Annotated in this window: 14 protein-coding genes; 6 read left to right on the top strand and 8 right to left on the bottom strand. The window is 38.2% G+C overall.

All coding sequences use genetic code 11. The annotated features are described in order from the left end of the window. Positions 1-75: 75 nt before the first annotated feature. From CEF18_RS24595 to CEF18_RS24570, 6 genes are all read right to left on the bottom strand, one after another. The gene (locus CEF18_RS24595) at positions 76-423 is read right to left on the bottom strand and encodes a hypothetical protein (protein ID WP_110939130.1); all 348 of its coding nucleotides are present in this window, start codon (positions 421-423) and stop codon (positions 76-78) included. Between the two features lie 340 nt (positions 424-763). Then, a complete protein-coding gene (locus CEF18_RS24590) occupies positions 764-2,221 on the bottom strand; it encodes an ABC transporter substrate-binding protein (RefSeq protein ID WP_110939129.1) in 1,458 nt (485 codons plus the stop codon). Between the two features lie 60 nt (positions 2,222-2,281). Beyond that, a complete protein-coding gene (locus tag CEF18_RS24585; RefSeq protein ID WP_110939128.1) occupies positions 2,282-3,094 on the bottom strand; it encodes a carbohydrate ABC transporter permease in 813 nt (270 codons plus the stop codon). Next, complete coding sequence (locus tag CEF18_RS24580; RefSeq protein ID WP_110939127.1) at positions 3,091-4,038, bottom strand: carbohydrate ABC transporter permease; 948 nt, start codon at positions 4,036-4,038, stop codon at positions 3,091-3,093. Before CEF18_RS24580 ends, CEF18_RS24585 begins: the two co-directional genes overlap by 4 nt. Next, positions 4,035-5,162 (bottom strand): ABC transporter ATP-binding protein, encoded by a 1,128-nt coding sequence (locus CEF18_RS24575; protein ID WP_110939126.1) that lies wholly within the window; start codon positions 5,160-5,162, stop codon positions 4,035-4,037. Before CEF18_RS24575 ends, CEF18_RS24580 begins: the two co-directional genes overlap by 4 nt. A gap of 285 nt (positions 5,163-5,447) precedes the next feature. Next, on the bottom strand, positions 5,448-6,773 hold the full coding sequence (locus tag CEF18_RS24570; protein ID WP_110939125.1) for a TrkH family potassium uptake protein: 1,326 nt from the start codon (positions 6,771-6,773) through the stop codon (positions 5,448-5,450). Positions 6,774-7,225: 452 nt separating this feature from the next. Between CEF18_RS24570 and CEF18_RS24565 the strand changes: the two genes are divergently transcribed. After that, positions 7,226-7,876: a pentapeptide repeat-containing protein gene (locus CEF18_RS24565; RefSeq protein WP_110939124.1), complete on the top strand. Its 651-nt coding sequence runs from the start codon at positions 7,226-7,228 to the stop codon at positions 7,874-7,876. Between the two features lie 26 nt (positions 7,877-7,902). Next, positions 7,903-9,075 carry a MalY/PatB family protein gene (locus CEF18_RS24560; RefSeq protein WP_110939123.1) on the top strand — a complete coding sequence of 391 codons (1,173 nt, stop codon included), beginning with the start codon at positions 7,903-7,905 and terminating at the stop codon, positions 9,073-9,075. Positions 9,076-9,191: 116 nt separating this feature from the next. Here CEF18_RS24560 and CEF18_RS24555 read toward each other — a convergent pair whose 3' ends face one another. Beyond that, positions 9,192-9,386, bottom strand: coding sequence for a YwbE family protein (locus tag CEF18_RS24555; protein ID WP_110939122.1), 195 nt, complete (start codon positions 9,384-9,386; stop codon positions 9,192-9,194). Between the two features lie 262 nt (positions 9,387-9,648). Here CEF18_RS24555 and CEF18_RS24550 point away from each other — a divergent pair, with 262 nt between their 5' ends. Next, complete coding sequence (locus CEF18_RS24550; protein WP_110939121.1) at positions 9,649-10,476, top strand: YihY/virulence factor BrkB family protein; 828 nt, start codon at positions 9,649-9,651, stop codon at positions 10,474-10,476. A gap of 22 nt (positions 10,477-10,498) precedes the next feature. On the opposite strand, the gene trhA is transcribed toward CEF18_RS24550, so the two are convergent. After that, entirely contained in the window at positions 10,499-11,146 is a 648-nt protein-coding gene (gene trhA, locus CEF18_RS24545) for a PAQR family membrane homeostasis protein TrhA (protein ID WP_110939120.1), read from the bottom strand. A 156-nt stretch (positions 11,147-11,302) separates the two neighbouring features. Between trhA and CEF18_RS24540 the strand changes: the two genes are divergently transcribed. The 3 genes from CEF18_RS24540 (at position 11,303) to CEF18_RS24530 (ending at position 12,945) form a co-directional block, all read left to right on the top strand. Then, the gene (locus CEF18_RS24540; protein WP_110939119.1) at positions 11,303-11,875 is read left to right on the top strand and encodes a DUF1836 domain-containing protein; all 573 of its coding nucleotides are present in this window, start codon (positions 11,303-11,305) and stop codon (positions 11,873-11,875) included. 90 nt (positions 11,876-11,965) lie between these two features. After that, positions 11,966-12,334, top strand: coding sequence for a hypothetical protein (locus CEF18_RS24535; protein WP_110939118.1), 369 nt, complete (start codon positions 11,966-11,968; stop codon positions 12,332-12,334). A 266-nt stretch (positions 12,335-12,600) separates the two neighbouring features. Further along, a complete protein-coding gene (locus tag CEF18_RS24530; protein WP_110939117.1) occupies positions 12,601-12,945 on the top strand; it encodes a YflT domain-containing protein in 345 nt (114 codons plus the stop codon). The last annotated feature ends 64 nt before the right edge of the window (positions 12,946-13,009 follow it).

The raw sequence follows: 13,009 nt of genomic DNA, 5'->3' as shown, positions 1-13,009 counted from the left end.
TTCTACAAGAAAAAAGCTACTAGAAAAAGTAACACAGTCGACTTTTTCAGCAGCTACGATAAAGACATGTTTAGTTTAAGTTAACATCGCGTTTACTAGGAGTAAAACGTAAGAACCGATTATTGCACCTGCACTGATAATAAATAATTGCTTAACTTTCTTTTTTGGTAAAGCTTTTAGATCTTTACTAAAAAACCAGCCTGATAGCTGTGTTTTATTGCGGAAAAATACGGTAACGACTAGGAAAACAGCTGCTGTTTGTAAAGCGAAAAATGCTGTTGAAAAGATTCCTTCCGTTAACAAATCCATCCCGCCAAATAGTTGTAAAATTAAAGTGTTAATGACGCTGGAAACAAGCAAAATAAGAAAGGTAATAAATATAAATTTAAACAATTGAAGTAAAAAATCTGCCGATGAAGTCATGAATCTATTCCTCTTTTCTCTCGAACTAAGCTACTTTTTCTATTGTAGCAAAGAAAAAGGATAACCAAAAATGTTTCCTATTATAAAATTCAACGAAATTTTATATTATTTTTTAGAAGGCAGATTCTTTTCACAGGCAATCCTTCAATCTGCCAGGAACCTCTGGTCTTCAGCAATTGCTCTTCCCACAGGATATGTCGAATTCCGATTCTTCAAATCTTCTCACAAAAACAACAATATCTACATAAACAGACTTCTCAAGAGGTCGTTTGACCTTTTGAGAAGTCTTCTTCATGGTAAAATATGGCGGGTCTGACCCCGTTTTCAGATCCAGTTTCACTTACTCTTCGGTTGCTGTTCTGTTGTACGTTTCTATCGCATGATTCGTTGCTTCTATCGCTTGATTCAATGCCTCTTCCGGAGACATTCCTTGATACATCGCTTCAAACGCAGATACTACTTGCTGTCTGGCTTCAGGGAATACTGCAATTAATGCACCCTGTGTTGCAGAAGATGGTACTGTTTCTTGCAACTGTTCAATTGGCACACGTAACTCTGGAAACTCTTCATGCTCTTCGGTTACAATTGCTTCATCATAAGCAGCCGGATTAATCGCAAAGTAACCAGTATTAACATGCCAATCTGCTTGCACTTCAGCTGTTTGAAGGTGCTTCATGAATTCCCACGCTGCAGCCTGCTCCTCTTCGGTAATTCCATTTGCCATCCAAATGGAGGCTCCACCTATAATTACTCCTTGAGGATCTATGTCATCTGCGTGAGGGACAAAAGCAACTCCAACATCAAATGGTGCATTCGCAATCGTATCCTTTGTTCCAGCAGAAGAATCCATATACATCGCTACCTGGCCTGCTTGGAAAGCTGCTCGGATATCATCCCAATTCTGACCATAGTATTCATATGATCCTGCTTTATGCATCGAGTTAATCCATTCAAACACTTTCAGACCTTCCTCGCCACCAAACTCAGCCTCTGTTGCATTTCCGTCTCGGCCATTCGCTTCATTAACAAAATCTTGCCCTTGTGTAGAGATCATTTGCTCAAAAAACCAACCGTGTCCAAGCATAGAAAAACCGTATTGAGACGTTTCTCCACCTTCTGAAACAGTTAAAAGTTCCGCAGCCTCCTCAATCTCCGAAAAAGTACGCGGAGGATTCTCTGGATCTAATCCTGCTTCTTCAAATGCATCCTTATTATAAAATAACGCAGGCGTTGATGAGTTAAACGGCATAGAATGAAGATCCCCATCAACCGTATAATAACTTAAAATATTTTCTTCAAGCTGTGAAACATCATACCCATCCTTATCGATCCATTCCTGAACTGGGGTTGTATATCCACTTTCAATCATATACTTCGTTCCGACTTCAAATACTTGAACTAGAGCAGGTGCATCAGTTGTGCCACCAACACTCCGGAATTTTGTTAGTAATTCTTCATAAGATCCTTGAAATTCGGCTACTATTTCAACATCGTCCTGACTCGCGTTATATTGCTCAACAAGCTCATCAAGCGTTTCGCCGAGTCCTCCACCCATACCATGCCAAAACTCAATCGTTTGTGGTTCTGAGCCAGAAGCTTCTGATTCATTAGCATTCTTTTCGTTACTGTCAGTGTTGTTCTCAGCGTTGTTGGCAGTGTTTTCTTCACTATTATTATCAGTATTTTCTTCCCCACTAGTTCCTGGCGTTTCACTTGCAGCTTCTTCTTCATTTCCACAAGCAACTAGCATTCCCACCATTAAAACTAGTAAAATTATAGTATATATCATCTTTTTCATCTTCTGATTCTCCCCATTCATTTAAGTTTAAAGTTTCGGACCAAGTTAATAGGCAATTCTTCATTTAAGCGCACCTTGAGTAAGACCTTTTTGTAATTGTTTCTGCCCGATAAACAGCAACAACAATGTTGGTATGATTACAATGATAACTCCCGCCATTACCACCCCCCAATCTGTTGCAACTTCGACTGTTTGCAGCTGTTTTAATCCAATTTGTACGGTTCTCTTTTCATCATTTGTCGTAACGAGCAATGGCCACAGGTACATATTCCAAGTCGTTAAAAACCCATATATACCAAGTGTTACAAGACTAGTTCTACAATAAGGCAACACCACTTTATAAAAAGTGGCGAACTTTGACAGCCCCTCAATATCAGCAGCCTCCATTAATTCATGTGGAACGGTCTTAAAGTGCTGACGAAGAAGAAACGTTCCAAAAGCCAGCGCAAAAAACGGTACAGTCATACTTAAATAGGAATTCATCCATCCAAATGCTTGTATCGTTAAAAAATTTGGAATCATCGCTGCTTCCCACGGAATCATAAGCGTTGAAATAAATAATAGAAAAACCGCATTCCTGCCTTTGAACGGAATGAATGCAAATGCATAAGCCGCAAACGCACATACCACTAGTTGGCCTAACATTACTCCTGTCGAAACTATGAAACTATTCATTAAATACCGCATTAAAGGAACTGTCTCAAACACACGTTCATAATTTGACCAATTCCATATCGATGGTAAAAATGAGCGATTCATCACATCTGTTCCCGACATAAAGCTGACGAGGAATGCATAGACAATTGGAAAGAAGAGAAGCAAAGAAGAGATAATCAGCAGTGGATAAACCACCCAACCTCTTGATTTCATCATTGGTAATGCACCCTCTTTTCGCCAAATTTAAATTGTAAAATTGTCAGACCGAACACAAGTATAAATAATATTAGTGCTTGTGCACTTGCCGTGCCAAATTGATAATTTATAAATGCATCCCGGTAGATTGCATATACAATAAGATTTGTTGCTTCCGCTGGCCCCCCTTGTGTCAGAATATCGACTTGCCCGAATGACTGAAACGAATTAATAAATGTAATTGTAATAATGAAAAATAATGTTGGTGATAACATCGGAAGTGTGATCCTTCGTAATTGGTACCTGTATTTTGCCCCATCAATTTCAGCATTTTCGTAAAGGTGTTGATCAATGTTTTGCAGTCCCCCAAGAATGACTAAAAATGCAAATCCTGTATTCATCCAAACGGTTGTAATGGCAATCGAAATAAGCGCCCATTGGGGGTCAAGCAACCATGGGATCGATGAGATTCCAATAATATTTAAAAATGAATTTAATATTCCTACCGTCGGATGAAATAAAAACAACCAAATGACTGCTGATGCGGCTACCGACATCCCCATCGTTGAAGATAATATTGTTCTGAAAAATCCAATCCCGCGCAATTTCTCGTTGGCAAGAAGCGCAAGAAACAAAGCGATGATAACACTTGATGGAACCGTGTATAACACGAACAAAAGTGTTGAAACCATACTTTTTCTAAAAACAGATGATTGAAGGATGTACGCAAAATTTTCAAAACCAACAAACAGTGACGCAACTCCTTGAGCATCCGTTAAAAAGAAACTAAGATATACAGTCCGGAGCATAGGATAGAACAGAAAGATTGAAAATAACAGAATAGACGGGAATAAATACAACATTGCGGTCCGGAAGTTTTTTGTTTTACCCCACCAAGAAAGCTTTTCCTTTCTTCCGTACTGCAAGATCCGTTCTTCTACAACTGTCACGGATGAAGAACTCATAACACTTGAACTCCTTCCGATAACTGAACTTGCCCCGAATAGAATATTTCTTCGGTATCTGTATCAAAGAGATAGGCTGCTTCTAGGGGTACAGCCAAAGATAATAAATCACCAATATTTTTGGGCCACTGTCCCTGCCATTTAGCTTTCCATGTTGCTTTTCCCAGTGTAAAAGTAAAATGTGTTTCATTTCCCAGGACTTCGGTATCTTCAATTGTTACGTCAAATTTAATTGAAGGTTCAAGAACCTCCTCTGCCGGAAATACTTGTTCTGGTCTAACACCTAAATGAAAGTGATCTTTCGTATTTAAAAGAGTTCGCCAAGAAACAGGCGTTGCTAAAGATATTTTTTCATTCATAAACATCAATGATCGGTCCTGACTCAAAGAAAGAGGCAAGGTGTTCATTGGGGGAGCCCCAATAAATGTTGCAACAAATAAGTTTTTCGGTTGGTTATAGATAGATAGCGGGGTGCCAACCTGTTGAACTTTTCCATCTTTCAACACCATCATCCTGTCACCCATCGTCATCGCCTCAACCTGATCATGAGTAACATAAATCATCGTAATTCCCAATTTCTTTTGAAGCTGACGAATTTCCGTTCTCATATACCCTCTTAATTTCGCATCAAGGTTGGAAAGCGGTTCATCGAGTAAACAAATTGGACGTTGACTGACAACGGTTCGAGCAAGGGCAACTCGTTGTCGTTGTCCTCCTGAGAGCTCTCGGGGTTTCCTTTGTAAATAAGGGGTTAAGCCCAGTAAATCAGCTGCTTCTTGACAGCGTTCATTACGTTCGATTTTATTCATTTTTCTAGCTTTTAAACCAAATAGAATATTTTCTTCCACTGTTAAATGTGGATAAAGAGCGTAATTTTGAAAAACCATCGATATTTCCCTCTTACTCGGTGGCATATGATTCACTCTGTTTTCTCCAATTGATAAGTCACCAGCAGTTATAGTCTCAAGTCCAGCGATCATTCTCAGCATGGTGCTTTTACCGCAACCCGATGGACCTACGAGCACGAAAAATTCACCTGGGTTAATTTCTACATTCACATCATCGACTGCAAATGATTGTTGATCATAACTTTTTGATACATGAGATAATGTAACCTTTTTCATGCTAATCCCCTTTCGACAACATTAGTCCTTTTCATTCCCATATTTAAATCTTATCAATGAAATATGAAGAAAGATTAGCTATAATATACAAATTGTGTAAAAAACGTTTGAGTATTGTGAAGTTTATGAATGGTTGTACATCTCCCAGTAGTCGAGGCGTTTGCTAGAAGAGTACAAGAGTAAAAGGCGCTAAAATGGGTCAGACCCCCCATTTACTGGAAAACAAATAACCCCAGAATCCGGGGAACTTTACCCTGGATTCTGGGATTGCGAATAATCTTTTTATTATCCTGTAAACACGTCGCCTTTTGGATAGCGAAAATTACTGGGTTCATTTTTTGCCAGTGCAAACGCCAGTGAGACCGGCCCAACTCTACCAATGATCATGAGTACGATGATTACTTGTTTACCTATCACCGATAGTTCGTCAGTTATGCCCATGGATAGCCCCACTGTTCCAAAAGCTGAGAAAGCCTCAAAAACTATCGTTAAATAGGGGGCTGATTCCGTGATTGATAAGAGAAAAATACTTAGAAATACTGCAAAAAGGCTTATTGCCACAATAGATAAAGCCCTTATGACTATTTTCGTTTCAATGGTCCTTTCAAAAATTACTGTTTCTTTTCTTCCTATTAAATAGGAGTAGACTGCTAAAATGATAATAATAAAGGTTGTCAGTTTAATACCACTTCCAGTTGAAGCACTTCCTGCTCCAATAAACATTAACCCCATCATAAACGTAATAGAAGCTGGTGTCATACTGCCGATATCAATCGTATTAAAGCCCGCTGTTCTTGGTGATACTGCTTGGAAATATGAGGCCCATAGTTTCTCCGAGCTCGTCAAAACTGCCAATGTTTCAGGGTTTGTATATTCTAAAGCAAAAATTACTAGCATCGCTACCACATTTAGAATCAGTGTACCTACTAGCATCAGTTTGGTATGCAGAGACAACCGCCTGAATGTTTTCGTGGTTACGATATCATATAAAACCGTAAAGCCTATCCCGCCTGTAATGAATAAAAACGTAATAATGATATTCACGACCGGATCGCCGACATATGCATTAAGACCCTCACTCCACAACGAAAAACCAGCATTATTAAACGCCGATATTGCGTGAAACAAACTAGTAAACAAACCGAACGACCAGCCATATTCAGGGACCCAATGCATCGCAAGTAGTAGAGTCGCAAATAACTCTATAGAAAAAGCAAAAATTAAAAGGATTTTTACTAATCGAACCATCCCGCCCAGTGACGTTTGATTAAGGGACTCCTGCACTAGGATTCGCTCCCTTAATCCGATTTTTTTTCCTAAGGCGAGAACGATGAGAATCGCAAAGGCCATAAGACCAAGCCCACCTATTTTCATTAAAATCATGATCACTGTTTGACCAAAAATAGTGAAGTCCCTCCCCGTATCTAACACAACCAATCCGGTCACTGTTGTAGCTGAAGTGGCTGTAAAAAGAGCATCGATGAGTGTGATCGGCGCCGTCGTTGAAAGAGGTAATAGCAATAACATCGCCCCCACAATAATAGCTCCTAAAAATCCAAATGCCAGGAATCTTTGGGGTGACATAGAGCGCCTTTTACTTTTTACATTCATTATTAGGACCCCATTCTCACAATATAGATAATTACCATTCTACTTATTTAGAAGGTTCTATCTTCATCATTAATAAAGTGAATTTACTCCTGTTTCCCTTATCTGTCAATATAAATATTTAATCATTTACAAGGACAAGAAAGAGGTCCAAGAAAGACAAGAAAGGGGTCAGACCCGCAAAAATTTGGAATATATATAGGCTTTATGTCTGCTCAGTAATTTGGGCTATAATGGGAATTATTAGCGAAGTAGCCATTCTTTCATATATACTTTAATAAAAGACGCTTTGCGTTTTTCTTAAGAGATAAGAATTTAAAAAATTGGCAGCTACCTTCACACCGCACGTATCAAGGGAAATCCACCCTTGATACTTAGATGGCGGTGGAAGCTAACGCTGTATTTAATAAAAGACGGCTATGCCGTTTTTCTTAGAGAAGGGACTGTATCAATAAATGACTCAGCAGAAGCCTGTTAAGATACAAAAACCAAAGTTACCAAAGGTACTTGAAAACATTTCCTTGAATGAAGAAATGGATTCAGAACAGTTTTTTCAAGGGGCCAGCGTTTCTGATTGCACCATTGATACGGAGCCAACGGAGAAAAAATTCTTTGAGAAAATGATTTTCAAAAATGTGACGTTTGAAGGTATGAACCTTAGTAGCGCCGAATTCACCGATATTATCTTTGAGAACTGTGACCTCTCTAATATTGACGTAAGTGATGCTGTTTTCCATCGGGTTGAATTTAAAAATTCAAAGCTTTTAGGGGCAAATCTTTCCGGCACCTCCCTTCGTCATATGTCCTTTACGGAATGCCTTATAAACTTTGCGACACTTAATTTTGCATCACTTAAGGACGTTATTTTCAGTGAAAGTTCTTTACTCCAAACAGATTTCTTTGATTCCTCGCTGAAAAATGTAGAATATAATCAGTGCAACATTGACGAAGCTAACTTCACTGAGACCGAATTAAAAGGCGTAGACATGAGTACGTGCACATTTGATAATGTTGGTGTTTCATTGGACAAATTAGCTGGGTGCACGGTCTCCTCAGAACAAGCTGTTGGTTTCGCGAGAGCACTAGGATTGGTTATTAAAGAATAAAATACATACCTGAAAGGATGATCTAGATGAAGGATTTTTTCGAAGAAAGTGTGGAACGTAAAGGAACAGCATCTTTTAAATGGGACATGACAAAAGAAGTTTTTAAAACAGACACAGATGTGTTACCAATGTGGGTGGCAGATATGGATTTCCGTCCTCCAAAGGCGATCACTGACGCTCTTCACGCGAGAGTTGAGCATGGAATCTATGGCTATACGTATATAGGGGATTCTGTGGTCGAAGCAATCACTTCCTGGTTAAGCAGACGCGTGAGTTGGAATATCAAAAAAGAGTGGATACTTTACAGCAATGGCGTCGTACCATCGATCGGTAAAGCCATTCAAGCTCTTACAAAACCAGGAGATAAAATCATGATCCAATCACCCGTCTATCCTCCATTTTTTTCAATGGTAAAGGAAAATGATCGTGTCATAGAAAATTGTCCTCTTGTGGAAGAAAAGGATCAGTACGGCATCAATTTTGATGCTTTTGAAGCTTCATTGAAAACAGGGGTAAAAATGTTTATACTTTGCCATCCCCATAATCCGATCGGACGGGTATGGACGGAAACGGAGCTTCGGAAAATGGCAAATCTTTGTTTGGAAAATGACGTTATCATCGTCTCAGATGAAATCCATTCAGATCTTGTACTTAAACCTTATAAACATGTTCCTATGGCGTCACTATCTGAAGAGATTGCGCAACAAACAATCACACTTATCGCACCAAGTAAAACATTCAATTTAGCAGGCCTACAAGCCTCAATCAGTATTACACCTAACAAAGATTTCCGGGAAAAAATTCAAGACGTTGATAAAAAACTTGGCTTCCATACGTTAAATACATTTGGAATTCTTGCGATGGAAATGGGCTACCGCCATGGGGAAGAATGGCTCGAAGGATTACTGGATTACCTCAAAGGAAATGTGGAAACAGTAGAAAACTATTTTAAAGAACACCTTCCTGAACTAAAACTTGTCCCTGCTCAAGCAACCTATTTACTATGGATTGATTGTCGTAAGCTTGAACTGTCGGATGCAAAACTAAATAAACTATTTGTGGAAGACGGGAAAGTCGGCTTCAACCCCGGAACAAGCTTCGGTAAAGGCGGCGAAGGCTTCGTACGGATGAATGTGGCCTGCCCGCAAGCAACTGTACTTGAAGGTTTAAAACGCATGAAGCAAGCAATAAAAGGTTAAAGTGACATATTTTAAAACCCCCTTGCCTATTAGTGGCAAAGGGGGTTTTTTTAAACAGAAAAAGTTAAATATTCTTACTTATCCAGAAGGCCATCCATCTTTTATGGCCCTCCACTCTAACTATGTATATTCTTAACCCGACCTACTTGACCATCTTCAAGTCTCACTTTAATTCCGTGAGGGTGGTTAGGGGATTTTGTTAAAAGGTCTTTTACTATCCCCCGAGTTAATTTCCCGCTTCGTTGATCCTGTTTTAACACAATATCAACTTCTTTGCCCGGCTGAATATTACTACGTTGCTGTCCATTCATTTTCATAAACCTCCTTTCTCCTATTTTGTCTTTTAATCATACCACGAGTTTTCCGATAATGACCTCAATGCCTTCCTAATCATTATTCCTGTTAAACAAGAATGGATACACTATTACGTAGAAACACATACTTTAAGTAAAACCATTTTCAGAAAACTACTTGAAGAAGCGAAAGCTGCGACTCTACAGAATTAGCAACTTCTCAGAGCTAACTAGAGTACCGCCCAGCACCTATTCGATCAAAAGGAGTGAGGAAAAAACTATGCTAAAGTCCTTACTTAAACGTTTTAATGACCATAGATTAATTGACCTCGGTGCACAATGCGCCTACTTTTTATTACTTTCTATCTTTCCATTTCTTATTTTCATCATAAGTCTATTACATTTTCTTCCCTTTACATTCACTGACGTTTATCAACTGTTGGAAGAAACCTTTGTTCCTGCAGATGTGTTAGATGTGATTCAAAACCAATGGAATATCTTAAAAGAAAACCACCGAACAGGACTACTTTCCTTAGGTCTCATTTTCACACTTTGGACAGCATCATTAGCACTTGACTCGATATTACGGGCATTAAACCTGTCCTATCATATATCGGAAAACCGTGGATTTCTTCTGGCACGTCTAGTTTCTATTTTTTTGACCGTTGGAATGTTTCTCGTAATTATAGTAGCTTTATCACTCCAAGTTATTGGAGCACACATTGAAAGTACCTTCAACTTAAATTTGCTTATATTAGAGCTAGAAATTCTGCGTTGGGCAGTAAGTTCTATCGTTATCTTTGCCGTGTTTCTTCTATTATATTTAGTAGGTCCAAATTTGCGCCTCACATTAAAAAAGGTTTATATAGGTGCTATATTCGCAACTATCGGCTGGCAGTTAACTTCTTATGCCTTTCATTTTTATCTGACCAATTTTGCAAACTACTCAGCTACCTATGGAACAATTGGCACCGTAATTGCATTGATGGTCTGGTTCCATATCTCCTCGCTAATCATTTTAATTGGTGGAGAAATCAATGCTATCTTATATGAAGAAATGCCTTCCCAAAGAGGAAAGACTAAAAAAGGGGTCAAAAAAGGGGTCTGACCCCCCATTATATGGAAAAGCCTCAAATCACATACATAAACACGCTTAAGAAGTGTGCGAGGCTTCCCAGTAAAATGAAAATATGAAAGATTTCATGGAAGCCCATATGTTTAAAAGTGAGCCATTTTGGTTTCAAGCCATAAATAATTCCACCAACAGTATATAAAATCCCACCTACCATTAACAAAATGACACCTTCACTTTGAATCACATCTGAAATGGGTGCGATAAAAAACACGACTAGCCACCCCATCAGGATATATATCGACGTAGAAAGCCACCTGGGAGAATAAAACCAAACGAGCTTAAAAATAACCCCGCTAATTGCTAGCCCTGTAATAATACCGAACAAAGTCCACCCCATTACACCTTTCAAGCTAATTAAACAAAAAGGCGTATAGGTTCCAGCTATTAATATGTAGATCATCGAGTGATCCAATCTACGTAAAAAAGCGCTGACTCTGTTTTTCGCAACAACCATATGATATGTTGCTGATGCCGCGTAAAGTAAAATCATACTGATTCCAAAAATAATAACAGCCGTTAATTCTATCGCACTAGCTCCATCAAATGAAGATTTAATAACAAGCGCAAGAAGTCCCGCAAATGCAAGCAATGCTCCTGCCAAATGAGTGAAGCCGTTTATAGGTTCTCTAATATAAGTATTCATCTAATTTTCCTCCCACCTCACTATATAGTTTTTATAACTACATGTAATCATATTATAACCTCACCTAGTAGTCAATGTTTACTACTGTGTAAAAATGACGTATAATTAAGAAAAAGCTCTTGCATTACTTTTTGCAGGATTATTGGAGGACCTTGTATGACACGGATCAATGAAATTCTAAAAACCAGTCGATTCGATAACCAAATAACCACAGAAGATATTCCTAATCTCGACTTATATATGGATCAAGTGATTCAACTTTTTGAACGAACTTTTAAAGACTCTAAGCGAAGTGAAAAGGATAAAATCATTACAAAAACAATGATTAATAATTACGCAAAAGGTAACCTGCTTTTTCCAAGCAAAAATAAAAGGTACTCCAAAGAACATGTCATGTTAATTAGCTTAATATACGAGTTGAAAGGTATACTGACTATCCAAGATATAAAACGGACACTCTCTCACATCAATCAGCAATCCTCCGAAGGAACGTTTGACGTCGAAGGTTTTTATGAGAGTTATTTAAAACTAGCTACTCAAAATGTTACGACATTCGAATCAGAACTCGATCACCACATTGAAAATGTCAAAAAACAGGTAGAAGAAATGGAAGAAGAAGAGTACGTACAGCAAGTTCTTGCGATCCTTACATTTATCAACATGAGTAACATCTATCGCAAAGCCGCCGAAAAACTAATCGATTCCATTTCAGAGCCATCAACCAATTAAAGAGACTTTCTATAAGAAGTTGAAAGATTGTGGAAACGCTTGATATCCATTGTCACAGTGCGTATCGTATAAAGTATAAAGTATTTCCTGATGAAAGGAGAGATTCACATCGGAAACTTTTATATACAAAAAAATCGCTACGATATGAAACTAAATGTGAAAATGGAAGGAACGTTCTCCGGAAAAGATGACGAAGAATTTGTAAGAGCATTCACCGAAGAAATTAAAACCTTACCCGTTAGTGAATATGATATTGAGGTGGACTGTTCAGAACTCAATGTCTCCATTCCGCTACCTGAACATTTGCATTTACTGGAAAGTAACATTCATCGTTTTCAAAAAACAGGATTCAAGAAAATTCTCTTTATTGTTCAGAAGTCTTTTTCTAAAAGTAACTGTGCCTTTATTGAAAACGCAAAGAAGACTCCAATTCCCCAATTTCAACTAATAGAGATATAAAAGGTGAGTCAAAGGGCAAAGATGCCCTTTGACTCACCTTTCCTTTTTATAGATTTTTTTAGAATTCATCCATTACCTGCAATCCACCCTTTTATGCAAGGCTTTCTAAATCTAATATTACCAAAAATAAATTACATCCCTCTAAAAAATGTTTAATAACTTTTCATAAATGGTATACAGTTCATAAAGCTAATATGATAAATAATACTATTATTAGCAATCAAAAGTTAGATTTTCATTACATTAAATAGGAGGCTTTTTTAGATATGGAACTATTACACAAAGAATTTTTTAATGATGAGGAAGTAGTAAATGCGGTAGAGTCTTTGAAAATTAAAGGTGTTACAGAAGAAAAAATTTATGTTGTTACTCATGATGATGAGCGAACCAAGCGCGTGGCTGAAAAAGCAGATGCGGAAACTATTGGAGCAAAGGAACAAAGCTTTGGTACAACAGCTAAGAATGTCTTCCGTAAAAAAGGCGATGAACTCCGTGCTAAGTTCCAGGAAATCGGGTTTGACAAAGCAAAAGCTGAATCTCTTGAAGGAGAGCTTGATAAAGGAAAAGTTATTCTCATCGTAAAAGATGCACCAACGGGAATAGCACTTTAAGTCCCCTTCATTATGAAATAAAAAGGTGTCCCAAAGATCTTTTCGATCTTTTGAGGCACCTTTT

Source organism: Salipaludibacillus neizhouensis (genome assembly GCF_002886185.1).
Classification (GTDB): domain Bacteria; phylum Bacillota; class Bacilli; order Bacillales; family Salisediminibacteriaceae; genus Salipaludibacillus; species Salipaludibacillus neizhouensis.
Note: the sequence above shows the minus strand (reverse complement) of the source record. Positions and strands in the feature narration are given on the sequence as shown.

Coding starts and splice junctions, on each gene's coding strand:
- CEF18_RS24595 (WP_110939130.1), bottom strand. CDS start 423: ATGACTTCATCGGCAGATTTTTTACTTCAATTGTTTAAATTTATATTT.
- CEF18_RS24590 (WP_110939129.1), bottom strand. CDS start 2,221: ATGAAAAAGATGATATATACTATAATTTTACTAGTTTTAATGGTGGGA.
- CEF18_RS24585 (WP_110939128.1), bottom strand. CDS start 3,094: ATGATGAAATCAAGAGGTTGGGTGGTTTATCCACTGCTGATTATCTCT.
- CEF18_RS24580 (WP_110939127.1), bottom strand. CDS start 4,038: ATGAGTTCTTCATCCGTGACAGTTGTAGAAGAACGGATCTTGCAGTAC.
- CEF18_RS24575 (WP_110939126.1), bottom strand. CDS start 5,162: ATGAAAAAGGTTACATTATCTCATGTATCAAAAAGTTATGATCAACAA.
- CEF18_RS24570 (WP_110939125.1), bottom strand. CDS start 6,773: ATGAATGTAAAAAGTAAAAGGCGCTCTATGTCACCCCAAAGATTCCTG.
- CEF18_RS24565 (WP_110939124.1), top strand. CDS start 7,226: ATGACTCAGCAGAAGCCTGTTAAGATACAAAAACCAAAGTTACCAAAG.
- CEF18_RS24560 (WP_110939123.1), top strand. CDS start 7,903: ATGAAGGATTTTTTCGAAGAAAGTGTGGAACGTAAAGGAACAGCATCT.
- CEF18_RS24555 (WP_110939122.1), bottom strand. CDS start 9,386: ATGAATGGACAGCAACGTAGTAATATTCAGCCGGGCAAAGAAGTTGAT.
- CEF18_RS24550 (WP_110939121.1), top strand. CDS start 9,649: ATGCTAAAGTCCTTACTTAAACGTTTTAATGACCATAGATTAATTGAC.
- trhA (WP_110939120.1), bottom strand. CDS start 11,146: ATGAATACTTATATTAGAGAACCTATAAACGGCTTCACTCATTTGGCA.
- CEF18_RS24540 (WP_110939119.1), top strand. CDS start 11,303: ATGACACGGATCAATGAAATTCTAAAAACCAGTCGATTCGATAACCAA.
- CEF18_RS24535 (WP_110939118.1), top strand. CDS start 11,966: ATGAAAGGAGAGATTCACATCGGAAACTTTTATATACAAAAAAATCGC.
- CEF18_RS24530 (WP_110939117.1), top strand. CDS start 12,601: ATGGAACTATTACACAAAGAATTTTTTAATGATGAGGAAGTAGTAAAT.